The organism is Liquorilactobacillus mali (genome assembly GCF_001437155.1).
Taxonomy (GTDB): domain Bacteria; phylum Bacillota; class Bacilli; order Lactobacillales; family Lactobacillaceae; genus Liquorilactobacillus; species Liquorilactobacillus mali_A.
Window position 1 is genome coordinate 24,852 of the sequence record NZ_JQAR01000002.1, and the last position, 20,246, is coordinate 45,097.

The 20,246-nt window shown below is 35.1% G+C and carries 19 protein-coding genes; 18 read left to right on the forward strand and 1 reads right to left on the reverse strand.

Features of this window, described 5'->3' with window-relative positions; translation table 11 throughout:
* The first annotated feature begins 801 nt into the window (after positions 1-801).
* The 14 genes from IV36_RS01185 to pflA all read left to right on the forward strand — a co-directional run bounded on the left by IV36_RS01185 (position 802) and on the right by pflA (position 16,101).
* Positions 802-2,217 carry an oligosaccharide flippase family protein gene (locus IV36_RS01185; protein ID WP_056990347.1) on the forward strand — a complete coding sequence of 472 codons (1,416 nt, stop codon included), beginning with the start codon at positions 802-804 and terminating at the stop codon, positions 2,215-2,217.
* Positions 2,218-2,252: 35 nt separating this feature from the next.
* A complete protein-coding gene (locus IV36_RS01190; RefSeq protein ID WP_056990348.1) occupies positions 2,253-3,251 on the forward strand; it encodes a glycosyltransferase in 999 nt (332 codons plus the stop codon).
* A gap of 16 nt (positions 3,252-3,267) precedes the next feature.
* Positions 3,268-4,137 carry a glucose-1-phosphate thymidylyltransferase RfbA gene (gene rfbA / locus IV36_RS01195; protein ID WP_003689636.1) on the forward strand — a complete coding sequence of 290 codons (870 nt, stop codon included), beginning with the start codon at positions 3,268-3,270 and terminating at the stop codon, positions 4,135-4,137.
* 2 nt (positions 4,138-4,139) lie between these two features.
* The gene (rfbC, locus tag IV36_RS01200) at positions 4,140-4,721 is read left to right on the forward strand and encodes a dTDP-4-dehydrorhamnose 3,5-epimerase (protein ID WP_056990349.1); all 582 of its coding nucleotides are present in this window, start codon (positions 4,140-4,142) and stop codon (positions 4,719-4,721) included.
* Positions 4,722-4,732: 11 nt separating this feature from the next.
* Positions 4,733-5,761, forward strand: coding sequence for a dTDP-glucose 4,6-dehydratase (gene rfbB / locus IV36_RS01205; RefSeq protein WP_056990350.1), 1,029 nt, complete (start codon positions 4,733-4,735; stop codon positions 5,759-5,761).
* Positions 5,762-5,785: 24 nt separating this feature from the next.
* Positions 5,786-6,622, forward strand: a complete 837-nt coding sequence (gene rfbD / locus IV36_RS01210) for a dTDP-4-dehydrorhamnose reductase (RefSeq protein WP_056990351.1) — start codon at positions 5,786-5,788, stop codon at positions 6,620-6,622.
* A gap of 35 nt (positions 6,623-6,657) precedes the next feature.
* On the forward strand, positions 6,658-7,554 hold the full coding sequence (locus tag IV36_RS01215; protein ID WP_056990352.1) for a glycosyltransferase: 897 nt from the start codon (positions 6,658-6,660) through the stop codon (positions 7,552-7,554).
* A gap of 111 nt (positions 7,555-7,665) precedes the next feature.
* Positions 7,666-8,859 carry an MFS transporter gene (locus IV36_RS01220; protein ID WP_056990353.1) on the forward strand — a complete coding sequence of 398 codons (1,194 nt, stop codon included), beginning with the start codon at positions 7,666-7,668 and terminating at the stop codon, positions 8,857-8,859.
* Positions 8,860-9,199: 340 nt separating this feature from the next.
* Complete coding sequence (locus IV36_RS01225; RefSeq protein WP_056990354.1) at positions 9,200-10,033, forward strand: transporter substrate-binding domain-containing protein; 834 nt, start codon at positions 9,200-9,202, stop codon at positions 10,031-10,033.
* 48 nt (positions 10,034-10,081) lie between these two features.
* Positions 10,082-11,050 (forward strand): SIS domain-containing protein, encoded by a 969-nt coding sequence (locus IV36_RS01230; RefSeq protein WP_056990355.1) that lies wholly within the window; start codon positions 10,082-10,084, stop codon positions 11,048-11,050.
* A 17-nt stretch (positions 11,051-11,067) separates the two neighbouring features.
* Positions 11,068-11,886 (forward strand): PfkB family carbohydrate kinase, encoded by an 819-nt coding sequence (locus IV36_RS01235; protein WP_056990356.1) that lies wholly within the window; start codon positions 11,068-11,070, stop codon positions 11,884-11,886.
* A 25-nt stretch (positions 11,887-11,911) separates the two neighbouring features.
* The gene (locus IV36_RS01240) at positions 11,912-12,625 is read left to right on the forward strand and encodes a GntR family transcriptional regulator (protein ID WP_056990357.1); all 714 of its coding nucleotides are present in this window, start codon (positions 11,912-11,914) and stop codon (positions 12,623-12,625) included.
* 300 nt (positions 12,626-12,925) lie between these two features.
* A complete protein-coding gene (pflB, locus tag IV36_RS01245; protein ID WP_056990538.1) occupies positions 12,926-15,184 on the forward strand; it encodes a formate C-acetyltransferase in 2,259 nt (752 codons plus the stop codon).
* Between the two features lie 119 nt (positions 15,185-15,303).
* Positions 15,304-16,101, forward strand: a complete 798-nt coding sequence (pflA, locus tag IV36_RS01250; protein ID WP_056990358.1) for a pyruvate formate-lyase-activating protein — start codon at positions 15,304-15,306, stop codon at positions 16,099-16,101.
* A gap of 107 nt (positions 16,102-16,208) precedes the next feature.
* On the opposite strand, the gene IV36_RS01255 is transcribed toward pflA, so the two are convergent.
* On the reverse strand, positions 16,209-16,793 hold the full coding sequence (locus IV36_RS01255; protein WP_056990359.1) for a DJ-1/PfpI family protein: 585 nt from the start codon (positions 16,791-16,793) through the stop codon (positions 16,209-16,211).
* 480 nt (positions 16,794-17,273) lie between these two features.
* Here IV36_RS01255 and agaB point away from each other — a divergent pair, with 480 nt between their 5' ends.
* The 4 genes from agaB to IV36_RS01275 are packed head-to-tail and all read left to right on the forward strand — an operon-like array spanning position 17,274 to position 19,793.
* Positions 17,274-17,756, forward strand: a complete 483-nt coding sequence (gene agaB, locus IV36_RS01260; RefSeq protein WP_056990360.1) for a PTS galactosamine transporter subunit IIB — start codon at positions 17,274-17,276, stop codon at positions 17,754-17,756.
* A complete protein-coding gene (gene agaC / locus IV36_RS01265; RefSeq protein WP_056990361.1) occupies positions 17,757-18,566 on the forward strand; it encodes a PTS galactosamine transporter subunit IIC in 810 nt (269 codons plus the stop codon).
* Complete coding sequence (agaD, locus tag IV36_RS01270) at positions 18,556-19,365, forward strand: PTS galactosamine transporter subunit IID (RefSeq protein WP_056990362.1); 810 nt, start codon at positions 18,556-18,558, stop codon at positions 19,363-19,365. The genes agaC and agaD overlap by 11 nt, the downstream gene beginning before the upstream one ends.
* A 2-nt stretch (positions 19,366-19,367) precedes the next feature.
* Positions 19,368-19,793, forward strand: coding sequence for a PTS sugar transporter subunit IIA (locus tag IV36_RS01275; RefSeq protein ID WP_056990363.1), 426 nt, complete (start codon positions 19,368-19,370; stop codon positions 19,791-19,793).
* Positions 19,794-20,246 lie beyond the last annotated feature (453 nt).

The following is a 20,246-nucleotide window of genomic DNA, read 5'->3' on the forward strand; positions in this document are numbered from 1 at the left end:
AATTTTATTTTTAGATTATAGATTCTCCTGGACAGAGTGCTTAGGATAAATTGGTTTTGTCTGTTATGAAAAAATAAAATTCGAAATATTATTTATAAAAAATTAAATTCAATAAACAGATAAACAGAGACTTGCTTTTTTAGTAGCAATTACTCTGTTTTTTGTGAGCATAATAATCTGCTGGTGCATCGAAGAAGTATAATTTTATGATAAGAAGCAAAATTGTTTTGAAATAATTATTAAATATACGATAAAAAATATAATTTTAAAAATTAAATTCTATTTATTAAGGAACTGTTAAATTAATATATATCTTTAGGTGCTGATCATTTTTATATTTATGATAGTATAAGTACATATGTAATTTACTGAGGTAGTAGCATTACCCAGAGATGGCAATTTAAATTTTTATCAGTTTTTCAAGAATTACATGATATGTTGCCACTCTCAGCAAATTTAAGTATTTTCATATTTTTTAGAGTACAACATAATATGTATATTTGTTAAAGGGTAATCAAGAGTTATTGATTTTGATAGATGAATATAATGCTTAAAGTTTCTTAACGTTGGGAGATTATCCACTATCTGTTAAAAAATGGGCTAACATTTTAATATATTGATTAAATGTGAAATCGTTGCAACTTCTGGTCATTAAGCCATAAAGGTGTCGTTTTTCTAACGTTAATTGAGATTTACCGCTGTATCGTCTATAATTACACTTGGTTTAGTTTTTAATAAAGAAAACTTTTAATTTATGACAATTAATAGTTGTCAAATATGTGGATTATAAAGGAGCAAGATATGAATGTTGTTCGCAACTACTTGTATAATGCTGGATACCAGTTATTACTTGTAATGTTACCATTGGTCTCAATAACATACGTTAGTCGAGTTTTGACAAATACGGGAGTTGGGATAAATGCTTATACAAACTCGATTATTACATACTTCGTTTTATTTGGAAGTTTAGGAATTAATCTGTATGGTAATAGGCAGATAGCGTATTTAAGAGAAGACCAATATAAAATGTCAAAAACTTTTTGGGAAATTGTAATTTTAAGAGCTGTAACTGTTATTGCAGCTTTTCTCGCATTCTTCATATATCTGCCATTTAGTAAACATTCTCTATTGATGTTGTTTCAGTCACTAAATTTATTAGCAGTTATGTTTGACATTTCATGGTTTTATATGGGAATTGAGGATTTCAAAAAAACGGTAACCAGAAATACTCTGGTAAAACTAATTTCATTGGCTGCTATTTTTATTTTTGTAAAAGATAAAAGTGATATTGGAATATATATTATTATACTTGGTCTGGGTTCATTATTGGGGAACTTCACACTATGGCCATTTATTAGGCATCTTATTATTAAAGTACCACTAAAGGATCTACAACCCTTTAGGCACATTAGGCCATCTATTGTATTATTTATTCCGCAAGTTGCTATTAGTGTCTATGCTGTTCTAAATAAAACGATGTTAGGTCAGTTAACTAGTACCGTTAATTCAGGATACTACAATAATGCCGACACTCTGATAAAAACCGTTCTAGCAGTCGCTACAGCAACTGGGACAGTCATGCTACCACATGTAGCAAATGCGTTCGCCAATGGAGAGAAAAATAAAGTAAACCAAATGTTGTATGACTCATTTGATTTTATTTCTTTTTTAACGATGGCAATGATGTTTGGATTAGCTGGACTATCAATTCATCTAGGACCGTATTTCTTTGGAAAGGGATTTGAAGCAGTCGGAGGGGCAATATTACTTGAATCACCTGTTATTTTACTAATAGGATGGAGTAATGCAATCGGGACCCAATTCTTATTGCCGACAAATCGTACAAAAGAATATACAAATTCCGTACTTGTAGGAGCAATTGTTAATATTATTTTGAATTTACCACTAATTTATTTTGGAGGATTAGCAGGAGCTGTTTTGGCGACTGTAATTTCAGAAATATGTGTGACAGGCTACCAGCTTTGGGCGATCCGGAAGGAAGTCGAGTATCGAAAGCTATTTCAAAATGTTAGTAAGTATTTTGTAGCAGGAATTGTTATGTTTGTTCCTGTCTTCAAAATCAATAATTCAGTGAGGACAAGTGTGCTTTCACTTTTTCTAGAAGTTCTGCTTGGAATTATTATTTATTTTGGTATGATCTTAATTTTAAAACCAACAATTGTGGATAAAGCTAAGCAAATGTTGAAAAAAAAGTAGAGCAGCAATTCTAAACTTAAGGAGAGTTCTTTCTAATGGCAAATTATGTTGTTACTTCTGGGGAGCCTGGTAAAATGGGTGGAAGCAAAGCGAAAGAAGATATAATCAACTTTTTAGCAAGGGATAACTATATTTCTTTTATGATAAATCCATACCAGACCAACAAATTTTCAAGAATCTGGTACACACATTTTCGTTTAAAAAAATTTTTTTCAAATGATGAAATAAATAATGTAATATTGCAACACCCAATTCCTTCACCATATATCGTTGACAATTTTGTCAAACGACTAGAGAAAAAAGAAAAAACTAAATTAATTATTTGGATTCATGATGTACAAAGTTTACAACGTAATGGTGATGGGAAAAAGCAGGAATGGGAGATTAAACTTTTTAATAAAGCAGATGTATTGATAGTTCATAATAAAAGAATGCAAACTTGGCTTAGAGAAAAAAAGGTATTAACACCAATGATTGTTTTGGGAATTTTTGACTACGATAATCCTGTACCAATCCAAGAGAACGTACCTTATGAAAAGACTATTTGTTTTGCGGGGGCATTGTTTAAATCGACTTTTTTGTCTAAACTTAAGATGAAACATCAACTTTACACATTTGGTCCAGATATGCCCCAAGTGCATTCGAGCAATATAATTTATTCAGGCCAGTTTACGCCTGAGGAATTGCCTAGCCATTTGACACAGAATTTTGGCTTGATTTGGGATGGACCTGAGATTCAAACTTGCGCAGGAACATTTGGACATTATCAGCTCTTTAACAATCCGCACAAAGCCTCACTTTATATAAGTACAGGAATTCCAGTTATCATTTGGAGCAAAGCAGCACTTGCGGATTTCGTGTTAGAGAATAAAATAGGAGTAGTTATTGATAGCCTTGAGGAGTTGGATGATTTGTTAGATAATCTGTCAGAAGAGGATTATCTAGTTCTAAAGGATAATGTTGTTAAATTGGCAGAAAAACTGCGTTCAGGCTATTTTACGAAAAATGTTATTAAGCAGTTAGCCGAAATTTAATTTTTGGAGGACAGATATGAAAGGAATAATTTTAGCTGGTGGTTCAGGTACACGTTTGTATCCATTGACACGTGCGACATCAAAACAATTGATGCCAATTTATGACAAGCCAATGATCTACTATCCAATGTCTACATTGATGTTGGCAGGAATCAAGGATATTTTGATCATTTCAACGCCACAAGATGAGTCGAGATTTGAAGAATTATTTGGGGATGGACATGAACTTGGTCTACATATTGAATATAAGGTCCAACCTAAGCCGGAAGGATTAGCACAGGCCTTTATTTTAGGGGCCGACTTTATTGGCAATGATAGTGTTTGTCTTGTCTTAGGAGATAATATCTACTATGGTGGCGGCCTTTCTAAGATGTTGCAGCATGCAGCTGAAAAAGAACATGGAGCAACTGTTTTTGGATATCACGTAAACGATCCAGAGCGTTTTGGCGTAGTTGATTTTGATAAAGACATGAATGCTTTGTCAATTGAAGAAAAACCAGAGCATCCAAAGTCACATTATGCGGTCACAGGTCTTTATTTCTACGATAATGATGTTGTGGAAATCGCGAAAAATATCAAGCCTTCACCACGTGGCGAATTGGAAATTACGGATGTTAATAAGGAATACCTTTCACGCGGGACTTTGTCAGTTGAACTGATGGGTCGTGGTTTTGCATGGTTGGATACGGGTACCCACGAGTCATTGCTGGAAGCGTCATCGTTTATTGCAACGATTGAAAAAAGGCAAAATCAAAAAGTTGCTTGCTTAGAAGAGATCGCATATCGGATGGGTTACATCAGTAGAGAACAGTTAGCTGTGTTAGCACAACCTTTGAAGAAGAATCAGTATGGTCAATATTTACTAAGATTAGCGAGTGAGGGTTAAAGATGGGAAAGCTTAAGATTACAGAAACGAAGTTACAAGATGTCAAAATAATTGAACCGGCGGTTTTTGGTGACAACCGGGGATTCTTTACTGAAAGTTATTCAGATAAAGACTTTAAAGCTGCAGGGATCGATTTCGACTTTATTCAAGATAATCATTCGTTGTCAAGTCAAGCCGGTGTTTTGCGTGGCTTGCATTTTCAACGAGGAAAAGCGGCACAGACAAAATTAATTCGCGTAGTTACAGGTGCTGTGCTTGATGTGATTGTTGATGTTCGTAAGGGAAGCCCAACTTATGGTGAATGGGAGGGTTACATTCTTTCAGAAAGTAACCATCGTCAATTACTTGTTCCACGTGGTTTTGCGCATGGTTTTGTGACTTTAACGGATAATGTCAACTTTCTATATAAGTGCGATAATTACTACAACGCGCAAGCAGATGGTGGAATTGCCTTTGATGACCCAACACTGGCAATTAACTGGCCAATTGATATTGAGAATGCAATTCTTTCAGAAAAGGATAAGAAGCATCCAACATTCAAGGAATTTGAAGCAGATAATCCATTTGTCTATGGCGAGATATAGGGGGATTGGTCATGAAAAATATTATTGTGACAGGCGGAGCAGGTTTTATTGGCTCTAACTTTGTACATTATGTAGTCAATAACCATCCAGAGATCCATGTGACTGTTTTGGATAAGTTGACATATGCTGGCAATAAAGAAAATCTTGCAGGCTTACCAGCTGACCGTGTTGAATTAGTTGTTGGGGACATCGTAGATGCACCATTGGTTGATTCATTGATCCAAAAAGCGGATGCAGTCGTGCATTATGCGGCCGAATCGCATAATGATAATTCGTTGAAGGATCCAACGCCTTTTATTCAGACGAACTTGATTGGTACGTATACATTGATTGAAGCTTGTCGTAAATATAATGTACGTTACCATCATGTTTCAACAGATGAGGTGTATGGTGATCTTCCTTTACGTGAAGACTTGCCAGGTCATGGTGAGGGCGTGGGTGAGAAATTCACACCGGAAATGCCGTATCGACCATCAAGTCCATACTCATCAACAAAGGCTGGTTCCGATCTACTGGTTCGAGCTTGGGTCAGATCATTTGGTCTACAGGCAACAATTTCAAATTGTTCAAATAACTACGGACCATATCAGTACATTGAGAAGTTCATTCCGCGCCAGATTACAAATATCTTGAGTGGAATCAAGCCAAAGTTATATGGATCAGGCAAGAATGTACGTGATTGGATTCATACGAATGATCATTCATCAGCTGTTTGGACAATTCTGACAAAAGGAAAAATCGGTGAGACTTATCTGATTGGTGCAGATGGAGAGCAAGATAATAAGACAGTAATGGAAATGATTCTTGAATTGATGGGTCACCCAAGCGATGAATATGAGCACGTAGCTGATCGTCCCGGACATGATCTACGTTACGCGATCGATTCAACAAAGCTGCGCACAGAATTAGGATGGAAGCCACAATTCACAGATTTTCGTGAAGGATTAGCAGAGACAATCAAGTGGTACACGGAAAATGAAGATTGGTGGAAATCAGAGAAAGCAAAAGTTGAAGCAAACTACGCAAAGAATGGTCAATAAGATGCTGATTGAGAAGGTGACAAAGTGATATTAGTTACAGGTGGAAGCGGACAACTTGGTTCGGAATTACGATACTTGCTTGATGAAAAAAAGATCGAATATGTTGCACCAAGTTCAAAAGAATTGAATATTACTGATGAAAAGAGTGTTATGCAATATGTTGAGAAACTTAGACCTTCAGTAATTTATCATTGCGCAGCTTATACAGCAGTCGATGCCGCTGAGGATGATGGCAAAGAGCTAAATTATCTGGTTAATAATGTAGGTACTGTCAATATGGCGAAAGCAGCTGCAAAAGTCGATGCAACTATTGTATATATTAGTACCGACTATGTCTTTGATGGTAATTTGACTGATGGAGAATACACAGTCGAGGCACAAACTAACCCACTGAATGAGTACGGTAAAGCCAAGCTTGCAGGTGAGAAGGCAATCCAAAATTTTGCAAGTAAATACTATATTATCAGGACGTCATGGGTATTTGGTCAATATGGCAAGAATTTTGTTTTTACAATGCAACGCCTTGCGAAGCAGCATCCAAAGGTAACCGTTGTCGCGGATCAGTTTGGGAGACCAACTTGGACGAGAACACTTGCAGAATTTATGACTTATGCAGTTGAAAATCACGTTGATTACGGAATCTATCATCTTTCAAATGACAACACATGTACATGGTATGACTTTGCAAGTGAGATCTTAAAGGATGAAGATGTTGTTGTAGAGCCGCTAACAAGTGAGCAATTTCCACAAAAAGCAACAAGACCAGCACATTCAATCATGGATTTAAGTAAGGTAAAGTCTACAGGATTTAAAATTCCAACATGGCAAGACGCACTAAATGAAATGTTAAACCGAATGTAATACAGGTGTATACGAGTTATGAAAGGATTTAGAAAATGAATAAGTATGGGATTGTTGTACTAAATTATCTGAACTATGAAGATACTATCGAATGTTTAGATACAATTAGGGATCAAACATTTAAAGATATACCAATAGTAGTGGTCGATAATGGTTCCCAGAATGGGTCTGTTCCTGCAATAGAAAAGGCAATAACGAAGTATAAGAACATTTTTTTTATTAAGTCATCAACAAACCTTGGCTTTGCAAAGGGGAATAACTTGGGAATTAATTATTTACGTGAGCAGTTAGATGTAGATAATATATTCTTGTGCAACAATGATTTAGTTTTTTCTGATTCTAATTACTTGGAACAACTTGTCAGTTTAAAGATTCCAGATGATGTAGGTGCAATTGGAACAGCAATTATTGGTAAACAAGGATTTGATCAAAATCCTTTAAGTGAAAAAACATCAGAAAAAGATCTTACGGAATTGGTAAACAATTATGAACATCCTGATTTAAAAGAAAAAATCAAACAAATGTTATACAAAAATTTTGGTGATCAGATTAGCAAAATTAAGCATATGAAGAAATCCAAGGTAATAAAAAATGAAGAAACTGTTGTGTTATCTGGGAAAGACTATCTTCATGGTTCAGCGATTTTGTTGACGAAAAATTATTTTCAGAAGTTCCCAGGTTTGTATCCGAAGACTTTTCTATATGGTGAAGAAATTATTCTAAAAGTTTTGTTTGAAAAAGCTGGCTTAAAAATGCTTTATGTTCCAGAGTTGGTCATAAATCACAAAGAAGATAAGTCATCTGCGTTAAGCTTTGTAAATAGGGCTAATATTGTCAATAAGTATAGGTATGAAGGGAATAAGATTGTCCTTCAGGTGTATGGAAAGTCCCTCAGTGATATTCAGGCTGATTTTTCAGAAGTAGGTGAATAGATTTGCATGAATGGTTAGCAAAGAAAAAGTATATCACATATGTAGCAGCACTCTAATGAATATAAAAAATGGGAGATTTTTGTAATCTTCTAAATCATTGGAGTGTAAAAATTGAAAATTAAATATCATAAGAATATTAAATACAGTTACTATTACAGCTTTTTTTCTTTCTTTGGAGTGACAGGACTTTGGGTGATGTATCTGCAGCATGCTGGTTTGACACTGTTTGAAGTCGGTCTATGTGAAAGTATTTTTCATATTGCAAGTTTTTTGTTTGAAGTTCCAAGCGGATTACTGGCTGATCGTTTTTCATATAGAAAAGTATTGGTTGCAGGTAGGGTCGTGTCAATTTTATCGGCTGTGATAATGCTCTTTGCACATTCTTTTTGGCTTTTTGCTTTTAGTTTTATACTAAGTGCATTCTCATATAATCTTCAATCTGGAACGATTGATGCATTAATGTATGACTCACTGATTGAGAATCAGCAGACTTCTGATTTTCCAAAGATCATCAGTAAAACTGAAATTATTTTTGAGGTTGCAGACACATTGGGTGTTGTTGTAGCGGGCTTTTTTGTTCATTGGCATTTTGAACTAACTTATGTAATTGCGATTTTAGTTGGAATGTTGGCACTTGTTTCAGTGTTGTTTTTGAAAGAGCCGCTCAAGAATAATCAAGTTCAAACTGACACTGTTGACGCTGTCAAAGAAGCGGAGTTAACGATTGTAGAGTTAATTAAATCTTCTTGGTCCATTTTGAAGAAAGAAAAATTTTTGCGTAACTTGATGATATATCAGGCTGTGATTGATTTGATTTGTACTAGTTATTATTATTACTATCAATCTATCATGAAAAGTAATGGTTTTTCTGGATTTATGATCTCTGGGATTATTATTGTTTCTTCGGTTATGGCCGTCCTTTCCATTAGCGTAACTCCTAGGATTACAAGATGTTTTAGCCAACTAACTATCCTGCGATTTCTAGTAGTTCCAATACTAGGATTAATCTCCTTAATGTTTTTTAGAAATGGGATAATTATGCTGCTGTTGTTCATGATTCTCAGGGTATTAAGCGCTGTGGTTGGACCATTGTTCAGTAACTATTACAATGATCTAATTGAATCAAAACAAAGAGCAACGCTGCTGAGCGTCGCGAGTGTGATTTTTTCAGCTTTTATGATTGTGCTGTTTCCGGTGATCGGATGGTTGATTGATCAGATTGGTTTTGCAATTACGTTTGGAGTTATAGGAATTGCGACATGTGCGATAACCTGCGTAAAAAAGTTTTTGATAATAACTAAATAAAATAGTCAAAGTGAGAAGTTATAGATGTGTCAGCATTCTATGGCTTCTTATTTTTGTATTATGTTTTGAAAGATAATTACTATTTTTTCATTGACAAATAAGAATATTTTATTAAAACTTTATTAAATACAAAAAAATTAAACTTATTATTGTCTTTTTAGAATATTAAGAATATAATTAAAAATGTTTTTAACATTATATAATACGACTTAATACATATTATTATATGTACTTATAAAGTTATAAGTTATTGGATACTCAAATAAATATAACTTTGATACATCTTTTAGTGCAAGAACTAATAGGGAGAAATGAGTGCCAGAAAAAGGAGAGATTAGAAATGAAAAAAATATACAAGAAATTGATTTTAACTATTTTACTTTTGGGTTTAATAGTATCAGCGGCCGGTTGTTCCAGCAGTAATTCTAATAATAAAGACAATAGCGTAAAAAAAATTCAGGATAAAGGTACATTAGTTGTAGGAACCTCTGCAGATTTTGCACCATTTGAGTTTCCCATAGTAAAGAATGGGAAAAAGCAGATTGTTGGGTATGATATGATGATTGCAAAAAAGATAGCTAAAGAATTGCATGTTAAGTTAAAAATTCAAAATGAAGAATTTTCCTCGTTGATCACTGATTTACGTGGAAATAAAATTGATTTGATTATAGCCGGACTTTCGGTAACTAAACAACGCGAGAAATATATTAGCTTCTCAAAACCGTACTATAAGGCAAGTGATGTTTTATTGGTAAGGAAGGGTAATTCCCAAAAATATAACTCTGTCAAATCCTTGACAAGTAAAAATATTGGAGTTCAGCAGAGCAGCAGTCAGGAGAGAGAGGCAAAAAAGATTTTTAAAAAGAGTACTTTGATTGTGGAAAGTGCAGTTACGGGCTTAGTAACAGAGTTATCCCAAGATAAATTAGATGGGGTAGTTCTTGGTCAAGCGATTGCAACCGAATATGTTTCTAAGTTTCCTGATAAATATGCAATTGCAAAAGTGAATGTTCCTGTTAAAAAAGATGCACAAACAAATAATATTGGAGTTCGAAAGGGTGATAAAGAATTAAGGAAAAGAGTTAACAAGGTCATTACGCAGATTCAAAAAAATGGCGAAGATACAAAAATGTTCAACGAGGCAAAACAATTACAAGACAAATACGGTAAATAATTAACGATAGTTTAGTAAACATAAATGAAAGATACGAGGGGAATTTTAATGGACATAGCAACAATTGCAGAAAATATAATACAAAAGAGTGATAAAAAGCTAAAAGAAATTTATTTTGTAGCTTGTGGTGGATCATTGGTTGATATGTATGTGTCCAACTATTTAATAATGCACGAATCAATGTCCTTGGTTAGCGGTTGGGTTACTGGTAACGAATTTGCAAAAGCTACACCTAAAAGATTGGGCAAACAATCTCTAGTTATTTTGTGTTCTCATAGTGGGAATACACCAGAAACCGTAGATGCAGGAATAATAGCAAAAAAGGCCGGTGCACAAACTGTCGGTTTTACTTTCAATGAGAACGCCGATTTGTTGAAAATAACAGATTATAGCTATGTATATGATTGGGGCAACGAGCGTGAAGTTGATAATAATCCTATGGCGTTGATTATGAATCTAACTGTTGAGGTTTTAAGAAAAATTGAGGGTTTTGAGAATTATAGTAAATTTAAAGATGGATTAAAAAAAATCAATTCAATAGTTGCAAATGCAGAAGATTTTGTTCAACAAAGAGCAAAAAATTTTGCGGTTGCAAGAGCAGATGAAAAATTATTTAATGTAATTGGAAGTGGCGCTACATTTGGTCAAATATATGGTTTTGCAATTTGTTCATTAATGGAGATGCAATGGATAAATGCAATTGCGATAAATTCTGGTGAGTTTTTTCATGGTCCATTTGAAGTTACGGATAAAGAATTACCATTTATATTGACATTGAGTGTTGGTAAAACTAGATATCTAGATGAAAGAGTAAAGTCTTTTTTGAATTCCTATGCTAAAAAAATAGAAATAATTGATGCGAAAGAACTTGGGCTGGATCTAATTGATGAAGAAGTCGCTGAGTATTTTAATCCGATTTTATTTTACAGCGTGCTAGCACAGTACCGAAAAGCTTTAGGTAATGTACGTAATCATCCGTTAGATATCAGAAGATATATGGGTAAAGTTGAATATTAAGTTAAGGTGGTTTTTAAATGAATGTTCTAGGTTTAGGAGATGCAGTGGTCGATAAATATATTAATAAACATATAATGTATCCAGGTGGAAATGCATTGAACTTTGCGGCTTTTGCTAAAAAGCTAGGACAACAAGCGAGTTTCCTAGGTGTTTTTGGTTCTGATAAAGAGGGATCATATTTAAAAGAAGTTATTGATAGTTTAAAAATTGATAGGAGCCATAGTAGAACAAGAAACGGGGAAAATGGTTATTCAGAAGTTAAAGTTCTAGATAGTGATCGAGTTTTTGTTGGTAGCAATAAGGGAGGAATTTCGTCGGGAAAATTATTGAAATTAAATAAAGAAGATTATGATTATTTAAGAGACTTTGATTTGATTCACATTGGACTTTATGGTCAGGTCGATCATTTACTAGATAAGTTACAAGCAATGAATGTTTTATTGTCATATGATTTTTCTGATAACTTCACTACTGAGAAAGTTGATGGTATAATTAGCAAAATAAATTATGGCTTCTTCTCACTAAGTGGTAAAGACAGCAATTACGTTAAGAGTTTTTTGAAAAGAAATTATACTAGCAATAATAAAGTTTTATTGGCCACTCGTGGTTCCAAGTCTGCTATAGCATTTGACGGTAAGAATTTCTTTGAGAAAAAACCAAATAATATTGTTCCAGTTGATACTATGGCGGCAGGTGATGCGTTTATAACATCATTCTTGTTGGCATATCTGTCGTCAGGTAAGGATAGTGTTGAAGAAGCGATGGCTAAAGCCAATATTTTTGCTGCCAAATCTTGTCAAGTAGCTGGATCATTTGGTTTTGGAGCGAAATATTAATTTTATACAGAATGGGAAGGTTTTAATGAAATATAGCAATTCAATGAGGCCGCTTTATCTTCAAATTCAAGACGATATTAAAAATAGTATAAATTCAGGCAAATTTAAACATGGACAGAAAATACCCACTGAGTCACAATTGCAAAAAATGTTTAATGTTAGTCGAGTGACCGTTAGAAAAGCAATGAATGGCTTAGTTGATAATGGTGACTTAATCAGACAGCAGGGAATTGGGACCTTTGTCAATCATAGAAAAGTGAGTAGAAAGATAGAATATGTTCGTGGATTTACAGACAGCTGTACAGAAAACGGTCTAGTGCCTAAGACCCTCTTATTAGATAAGAAGGTAATGAATCCAACAGGTGAATTGAAAAAGCAGCTGGATCTTGAGGAAGACGAAAAAGTTATTTTAATTAAGCGAAAAAGATTGGCAAATGGTAGACCAATAATGTTTGAAAATAATTATTTCCCACAAAAAAGATTTGAATTCTTGTTAGATGAAGATTTAAATGGTTCTCTATATCATTTGTTAGATAAAAAATATAATATTTATCCTGATAATCCAGGAAAAACAACTTTAGAGCTGTGTGTTGCAGATATTAGGATTGCTGAAATAATGGAAGTAGATATTGGAGTTCCTTTTTTCTATATGGAAACTGAAATTTCAGATCAAAATAACATGCCAATTCATGTAGGCCATCAATATTATTTGGGTGAATATTATAAATTTGATATTTGAAACAAAATAAATAAAGCGAAGCCGGGTCGAATATTAAAATTTGACCTGGTTCTTTTATTTATACCATATAAATATGCCCCGTAAATACAAATATTGTGTTAAAATTACTTGGTAATGCTCAAAATAACACAGTAAAAAAAATATATTTTGTGCTATATAACAGGCATTATAGCTCACTAATTAAAATGTTTTTTGTAATTTGTGAAATCTATTGCTTATAAAGAGAAAAAGTGCTATTATTCAATTGTGGAAAGCGCTTGCATAAAAACCAGATTTGACTTCATAAGGAGGCATTTAATGATGAAACAACTTGAGAAGAGAGTGGAATCAAAGGCATGGGAAGGATTCAGTGGTGGAAATTGGCAGTCGGAGGTCGATATTCGTGACTTTATCCAACAGAACTTTAAACAGTATAACGGCGATGAATCATTTCTTGAAGATGCTACACCAGCAACAAAGGCGCTTAATGACCGTCTGGTTGCTTTAAAGCTTGAAGAACGTGCTGCTGGTGGTGTGCTTGATGCTGATACAAAGGTCGTTTCGACGATTACTTCCCACGGCCCAGGATATCTTGACAAAACACTTGAGAAAATTGTGGGACTTCAAACAGATAAACCTTTAAAGAAGGCTTTGATGCCTTATGGTGGAATCCGTATGGCAAAAGATGCACTTGAATCTTATGGATTAAAGCTTGATCCAGAAATGGAATATTTTTTTAATGATCTGTCAAAGACACATAATCAAGGTGTTTTTGATGCGTATACCCCGGATGTTAAGAGAGCACGGCATTATAAGATTGTAACTGGTCTTCCTGATGCATACGGACGTGGTAGGATCGTTGGTGATTTTCCAAGAATTGCACTTTATGGAATTGATTACTTAGTTGCGTCTAAGTTGGATGATTTGGACAACTATGGTGATGGCGAGATGACAGACAGTGTAATCCAAATGAGAGAAGAAATCTCAGAGCAGATTCGTGCACTTAACCAGATCAAGGACATGGCTGCGTCATATGGTTATGACATTTCTCAACCCGCTACAACGGCGCAAGAGGCAATTCAATGGCTCTACTTTGGTTATTTGGCAGCTATCAAACAACAAAATGGTGCTGCGATGTCAATTGGTAGAGTTGACACTTTCATTGATATTTTTGTTGAACGTGATATTGAACGTGGAATTTTGAATGAAAAAGAAGCTCAGGAGTTAATTGATCAGTTTACAATGAAGCTTCGTATGGTTTCCTTCATCCGTACACCTGAATATAATTCATTATTCTCAGGTAATCCGATTTGGGCAACATTGTCATTAGCAGGAATGGGAATTGATGGTGAACATCATGTTACAAAGACAGCCTTTAGATTCCTGAACACATTGAAGAATATGGGTGCCGCTCCTGAACCTAATATTACGTTGTTATGGTCACAAAAGCTGCCAGATACTTTCAAGCGTTATGCAGCAGCAGTTTCAGTTGAAAGTTCAACTATTCAATATGAGAATGATGATTTAATGCGCAAACAATGGGGAACTGACTATTATGCGATTGCTTGTTGTGTATCAGCGCAACCAGTAGCCAATGGGATTCAATATTTTGGTGCACGAGCAAATCTTGCTAAAACAGTTCTTTATGCAATCAATGGTGGTAAAGATGAGATTGGAAAGGCTCAGGTTGGTCCGGCTTACGAACCAATTTCATCTGAATACATTGACTATGATGAATTTATGCAAAAATTTGATGCAATGATTGATTGGCTTGCTGACGTTTATGTCAATGCATTAAATACGATTCATTATATGCATGATAAATATTATTATGAATCAGCACAGCTTGCACTTAAAGATACAAGGCTGGATCGAACATTTGCAACTGGTATTTCAGGACTATCTGTTGCGGCAGACTCAATCTCAGCAATCAAGTATGGACATGTTAAAGTTATTCGTGATGAAGATGGCATTGCAGTTGATTTTAAAGCGGACAATGATTTCCCACGTTATGGTAACAATGATGAACGTGCTGATGAGATTGCAGTATGGTTGGTTAAATCCCTTTATACTAAAATGAACAAGCATCATCTATATCGTGGTTCTAAATTGTCGACTTCTGTTCTGACGATCACATCAAATGTTGTTTATGGCAAGAATACAGGGACAACGCCTAATGGACGTCAAAAGGGCGAACCATTTGCTCCAGGGGCTAACCCAGCATATGGGGCAGAAGAAAGTGGCGCGCTGGCTTCATTGCTGTCAGTGGCAAAGCTTCCTTACAAGTACGCAACGGACGGTATTTCGAATACTTTTGCTGTGACACCGACAACGTTAGGACATGATGAAGATTTGCAAAAAGACACCTTGGTCAACATGATTAACGGTTATATGAAGAATAATGGGCATCATTTAAATATCAATGTCTTCAACCGTGAGACACTGCTTGATGCTCAGGTTCATCCTGAAAAGTATCCAACGTTGACAATTCGTGTTTCTGGTTACTGTGTATACTTTGCAGATTTAACCAAGGAACAACAAGATGATGTAATTTCGAGAACGTTCCATCAAACTATGTAATGCAGCTAAAAAATTTTAAATAGAGAATTCAGCACTTGAATGTGATGATATAAAAGGTGATTGTGGCAAGTGTGGGGGCCACAATCCCTTTTATTTTAGGTAGTGAGGAGGGAAGACTGATGTTACAAAGACAAATGCATGAACGCAAAGTTCCAACGCGCGATGGTAAAATAATTGGGTATGTACATTCAACTGAAAGCTTTGGCGCGGTTGATGGCCCAGGTATTCGCTTTGTCGTCTTTATGCAGGGCTGCAATATGCGCTGCCAATTCTGCCATAATCCTGATACATGGCGTAAAAATGTCGGTACAGAGATGACAACAGACGAAATTCTTCAGATGGCGTTACCATATCGGCAATTCTGGGGCGAAAAGGGTGGTATCACACTCAGTGGTGGCGAGATAATGCTTCAAACAGAATTTGCTTTGGAGCTCTTTACAAAATGTAAGAAGTTGGGTATTAATACTTGCTTAGATACTTGTGGACAGCCATTTACTAGGCGTCAGCCTTGGTTCGATAACTTCAAGAAGTTAATGAAAGTTACGGATATTTTGTTGGTAGATATCAAGCACATTAATTCTGATGAACACCGTAAACTTACTGGATTTAGAAATGAGAACATTCTAGATATGTGCGAGTTTTTGTCAGATATTAATAAGCCTGTGTGGATACGTCATGTGTTGATTCCGGAGAGAACCGATTTTGACAATTATTTAATTCAGTTAGGTGATTATATCAAAACACTGCATAACGTTGAAAAGGTAGAAGTCCTTCCATATCATACAATGGGGGTGCATAAATACCGTGAGATGGGTATTAAGTATAAACTTGATGGTATTGAACCTCCAACTCCAGAGCGTGTGAGAAATGCAGAGAAACTATTGCACGTTGCAGATTATCGAGGATACTTGGAGTAAAGGTATAAAATTCAATAGATTATGTTTCTTAGAAGAAGGGTTGGGTCAGAGATTAACTTTTGATCCAGTCCTTTTTAGTATCTAGAATTCACAGTTTTAAATATCTTCTAAGAAAATGGATCATTATTATTATCCTTAACGCGGATATATTCGATGTCATGAGCAATGTTATCAGCAAATTCCTCATTAACGGTATCTGCCAAAAATGCCAATGACATATCAATTCCGGCGGATACCCCAGAAGAAGAATAAAGACGATCATCAACTATCCAACGTGCTTCTTTGACCCAATTAACCTGAGTGTTGCTACCCGTTACCCAGTCAAATGCTAACTTATTTGAAGTCGCTCTTTTGCCATCCATGAAATGTGTGGCAGCTAGTAATGCGGAACCTGTACAAACTGTCAGACAGTAGGTAGCTTTTGATGCCAGCAATGCAAGTTTTTTAAGAAAAGCAGTATCGGATATTAAAGTTCTTGTAGCTGCACCGCCTGGGATTAGTAAGACTCCTTCTTTATTGATATCAGATACGGATTTTGCATCCAGACTGATCTGATCGTAGCTCTTGATGCTGGAGGCCTTATCAAGTGTAAATAAATTTACCCGAAAGCCATCTGCATGTAAGAACACTTCCATAGGTCCAAAAACATCAAGTGGTTCGAAATCGTTGAAAAGAAGAATATTGATATCCATTATGAGTACCTCCAAAGCAGGATGCGATTAAAGTGACAAGACTAATTCAAAAAAACAATCTGGAAAAGCAAATTGAAAGCATGGATAGTGCTGCCGGCGTGTTTCAAATACTGTATAAAAATAATTTTTAAACATAACTTTAAACATAACTTATTTAAAATCTAATATAGCATAATAGTAAATCAATAAGGTGGATCCAAAAGAAATAAAGATAGCTAATTTACATTGAGAGTATTTATAAAAGAAAGATTTGCAGATGGTCATGTGAATAAAGGAAGATTTAACGCAGTAGAATAGTTGTTATTCAATCAATTGGTCTATTCCATTTTATTTTATTTCCAGAGATGTTATAATTCTTTACATCTAGTATAAATAGTAAAGCTATGCATTTAAGTGAATATTTACTATAATGAGACGAGGTACCATTAAGCAAGACTGCATAGATATTATGTTAATCAAATAAAAGGGGGATTTTTTATAATGGGTACACCAAATATCGTTTTAACTAGAATTGATAATCGTTTAGTACATGGACAGGTCGGTGTTGTTTGGACCTCTTCAATTGGTGCTAATCTTTTGCTAGTAGCAAATGACGATGCTGCGAAGAGCGAGTTGCAGCAAGAATTGATGTCAGCAACAGCAGAAACTTCAGGTGTAGGTATTCGTTTTTGGTCATTGGAGAAAACGATCACTACAATTGGGAAGGCTAGTCAAAGACAAAAGATATTTTTAATTGTCAAAACACCGCAAGATGTACTGAACTTGGTACAAGGAGGTGTTCCAATTACTGAACTGAATGTTGGCAATATGCATTATAGCGAAGATAAGGTTCAGATTACAAAGAAGGTCTATGTCGATCAGGCGGACAAAGATGCGTTTAACAAGTTGGTCGAATTGGGGATTGATGTTTATATTCAAGATGTTCCAGAGGAGAGAAAAATAGCAATTAAGGATGTGATTTAAATGGCAGTTACGTTGACCCAGGGTATTCTAATAGCAATCTTCGCTATTATCGCCGGGATTGATTTTTGGTTAGAAGGTTTTTACATATTTAGACCCATGATTGTATGTACCGTTACAGGTTTCTTACTGGGTGACTTGAAATTAGGAATAATTGCAGGAGGTTTAACTGAGCTTGCATTTGCAGGGTTGACTCCTGTTGGAGGTACTCAGCCGCCTAATCCGATTATGGCAGGAATAATGACTGTTGTTATCGCACATACCACAGGACATAGTCCAGCAACGGCAATTGGTTTATCATTGCCCTTTAGTATTTTAATGCAATATATAATTTTATTTTGTTATTCAATTTTTTCTGTATTTACAAAGAAAGCTGATGAGTATGTTGCAAAAGGAGAATTTCGTAAATTTGGAATGATTGTACTTCTGCCAACTGTACTCGTAGCCTTATTGTATAGTGCTTTTTCGTTCTTGAGTGTGTATGGAGCACAAAATTTAATGAAGACATTGGTTAACTCAATGCCAACATGGTTAAGTCATGGCTTTACGATTGCAGGAGGAATCTTACCCGCTGTAGGTTTTGGTTTACTGCTCAAGAGTATGTTGAAAGTCAAGTATGTTCCATATTTATTATTAGGTTTTACTGCGGCATGTTTCATAAAATTCGGAAACTTAATGCCTGTTGCAATTATTGGTGCCTCTCTTGCTTGGATTGAATATGGTAGGGAAAAGAAGGAGCAAGAGGTAAACAAGAAGTTCAAGAACATGGAGAAGTCGCTTGAAAATGTCGGAGGTGAAGAAGATGGAATCTGAGAAAAAAGCAAGAAACAAGCTGAGTAGAAGAGATATTACTAAGCTAGGACTCCTATCTTTATTTAACCAATCAGGGATGAATTATCAACGAATGCAAGCTGATGGTTGGACTTTTGCGATGATTCCATCATTGAAGAAAGTATATGGTGATGATAAAAAGGGACTCATTGAAGCAGTAAAATCTAATTTGCAATTTATAAATACTAATAATTATGCGGCTCCGCTACTGATGGGTCTTGAGGCTTCACTAGAAGAAAATGGTGAAGAGCGTTCAACAATCGATGGCTTGCGTGTAGCTCTGTTTGGTCCAATAGCTGGAATTGGTGATGCAATTACTTGGTACACGATTTTACCAATTGTTGCTGGTGTAACAGCCTCTTTTGCAAAACAAGGAAGTATTCTTGGGCCATTAGTATTCTTCATAGTGTATCTTGCAATGTTCTTGGCAAGGATTCCAATAGCTCATTTAGGATATTCAGCTGGTACAAAGGCTATCTCGAAGATACATGAGAACTCGGCGATTGTTGCACATGCGGCCAGTGTTCTTGGATGCACGGTCATTGGGGGATTAATTGCAACTTATGTCCAAATTGATGTGGTCACTAAAATACAGGTGACATCTTCTCACACGATTTCAATACAGAAAGAATTCTTTGATAATATCTTTCCTAATATTCTTCCACTGGGGTATACATTTCTATTATATTGGTTACTGAAAAAGAAGAATGTTAATCCTGTGACTTTGATAATTCTAACATTCTTACTATCAATTTTATTTTCGTGGATGGGAGTTCTTTAAAGATGCAGATTATTGTAACGGGTCATGGCAATTTTGGAACTGGGATTAAATCAACAGTCAAGTTGCTTGCAGGGTCAATTCCAAATGTTAATTATGTCGACTTTTCTGCCAATATGAATGAAGAAGATCTGGCTGATGAGTTTGAAAGTCTTTTAAAAGAAGAGGCTAAAGCGGTTTTTTTCTGTGATTTAATCGGTGGAACACCGTACAAGCAAGCGGTGTATAAGAAAGAAAAATATGATGTTGCAGTTATCGCCGGCTGTAACGTAGGTTCATTGTTGGAAGTTGGTTTGCAGACTAACTTAAGTGAAGCCAGTGATGTACATTTAGTTGCACAGAATCTGGTTGAGGCTGCAAAAAACGGGATTCAGGAATTTGGTGTCAGAAAGACTCAAATTTTAGATGAGGCAGAGGAAGACGGTATTTAGAAGCGGACGAAGGTGCTGCTGTATATGAAATGTGTAACAGGTAGAGAAGCCATGTCAAAATTTAAAATTTGACATGGCTTTTTTGGCTGTGCATGTTTATAAACACGCTTTGGAGTTTAAGTTTATTGTTAGATTTTAATCTAGTAATCAAATTTATTAATATGTCATAAAGCAAATATATTTTTTTCAATTCAGATATAAAATATTGAATACAGAATTGTACTATATTTATTTCACATTTATTTCACAATTTTTCTCACGAAATTTTTAGTTGCCAAAAGTTATGAATGTGTTATTTTAATTATTGCTGATATTTTACAAGTAAATATTTTGCGATTATTATCTATGAGGGGTGAGTCCAATAAATTCATTCAAATATAATGTTTCAACTAATCTGAGAAAACAAATAGTTCCAGTTCCTTCTAGTATTGGAGAAGCAAGTGGAATTTCATT

Bases quoted from the DNA above. Each gene is read 5' to 3' on its own strand.
- IV36_RS01185 (WP_056990347.1), top strand. From the start codon at position 802: ATGAATGTTGTTCGCAACTACTTGTATAATGCTGGATACCAGTTATTA.
- IV36_RS01190 (WP_056990348.1), top strand. From the start codon at position 2,253: ATGGCAAATTATGTTGTTACTTCTGGGGAGCCTGGTAAAATGGGTGGA.
- rfbA (WP_003689636.1), top strand. From the start codon at position 3,268: ATGAAAGGAATAATTTTAGCTGGTGGTTCAGGTACACGTTTGTATCCA.
- rfbC (WP_056990349.1), top strand. From the start codon at position 4,140: ATGGGAAAGCTTAAGATTACAGAAACGAAGTTACAAGATGTCAAAATA.
- rfbB (WP_056990350.1), top strand. From the start codon at position 4,733: ATGAAAAATATTATTGTGACAGGCGGAGCAGGTTTTATTGGCTCTAAC.
- IV36_RS01215 (WP_056990352.1), top strand. From the start codon at position 6,658: ATGAATAAGTATGGGATTGTTGTACTAAATTATCTGAACTATGAAGAT.
- IV36_RS01225 (WP_056990354.1), top strand. From the start codon at position 9,200: ATGAAAAAAATATACAAGAAATTGATTTTAACTATTTTACTTTTGGGT.
- IV36_RS01230 (WP_056990355.1), top strand. From the start codon at position 10,082: ATGGACATAGCAACAATTGCAGAAAATATAATACAAAAGAGTGATAAA.
- IV36_RS01235 (WP_056990356.1), top strand. From the start codon at position 11,068: ATGAATGTTCTAGGTTTAGGAGATGCAGTGGTCGATAAATATATTAAT.
- IV36_RS01240 (WP_056990357.1), top strand. From the start codon at position 11,912: ATGAAATATAGCAATTCAATGAGGCCGCTTTATCTTCAAATTCAAGAC.
- pflB (WP_056990538.1), top strand. From the start codon at position 12,926: ATGAAACAACTTGAGAAGAGAGTGGAATCAAAGGCATGGGAAGGATTC.
- pflA (WP_056990358.1), top strand. From the start codon at position 15,304: ATGTTACAAAGACAAATGCATGAACGCAAAGTTCCAACGCGCGATGGT.
- IV36_RS01255 (WP_056990359.1), bottom strand. From the start codon at position 16,793: ATGGATATCAATATTCTTCTTTTCAACGATTTCGAACCACTTGATGTT.
- agaB (WP_056990360.1), top strand. From the start codon at position 17,274: ATGGGTACACCAAATATCGTTTTAACTAGAATTGATAATCGTTTAGTA.
- agaC (WP_056990361.1), top strand. From the start codon at position 17,757: ATGGCAGTTACGTTGACCCAGGGTATTCTAATAGCAATCTTCGCTATT.
- agaD (WP_056990362.1), top strand. From the start codon at position 18,556: ATGGAATCTGAGAAAAAAGCAAGAAACAAGCTGAGTAGAAGAGATATT.
- IV36_RS01275 (WP_056990363.1), top strand. From the start codon at position 19,368: ATGCAGATTATTGTAACGGGTCATGGCAATTTTGGAACTGGGATTAAA.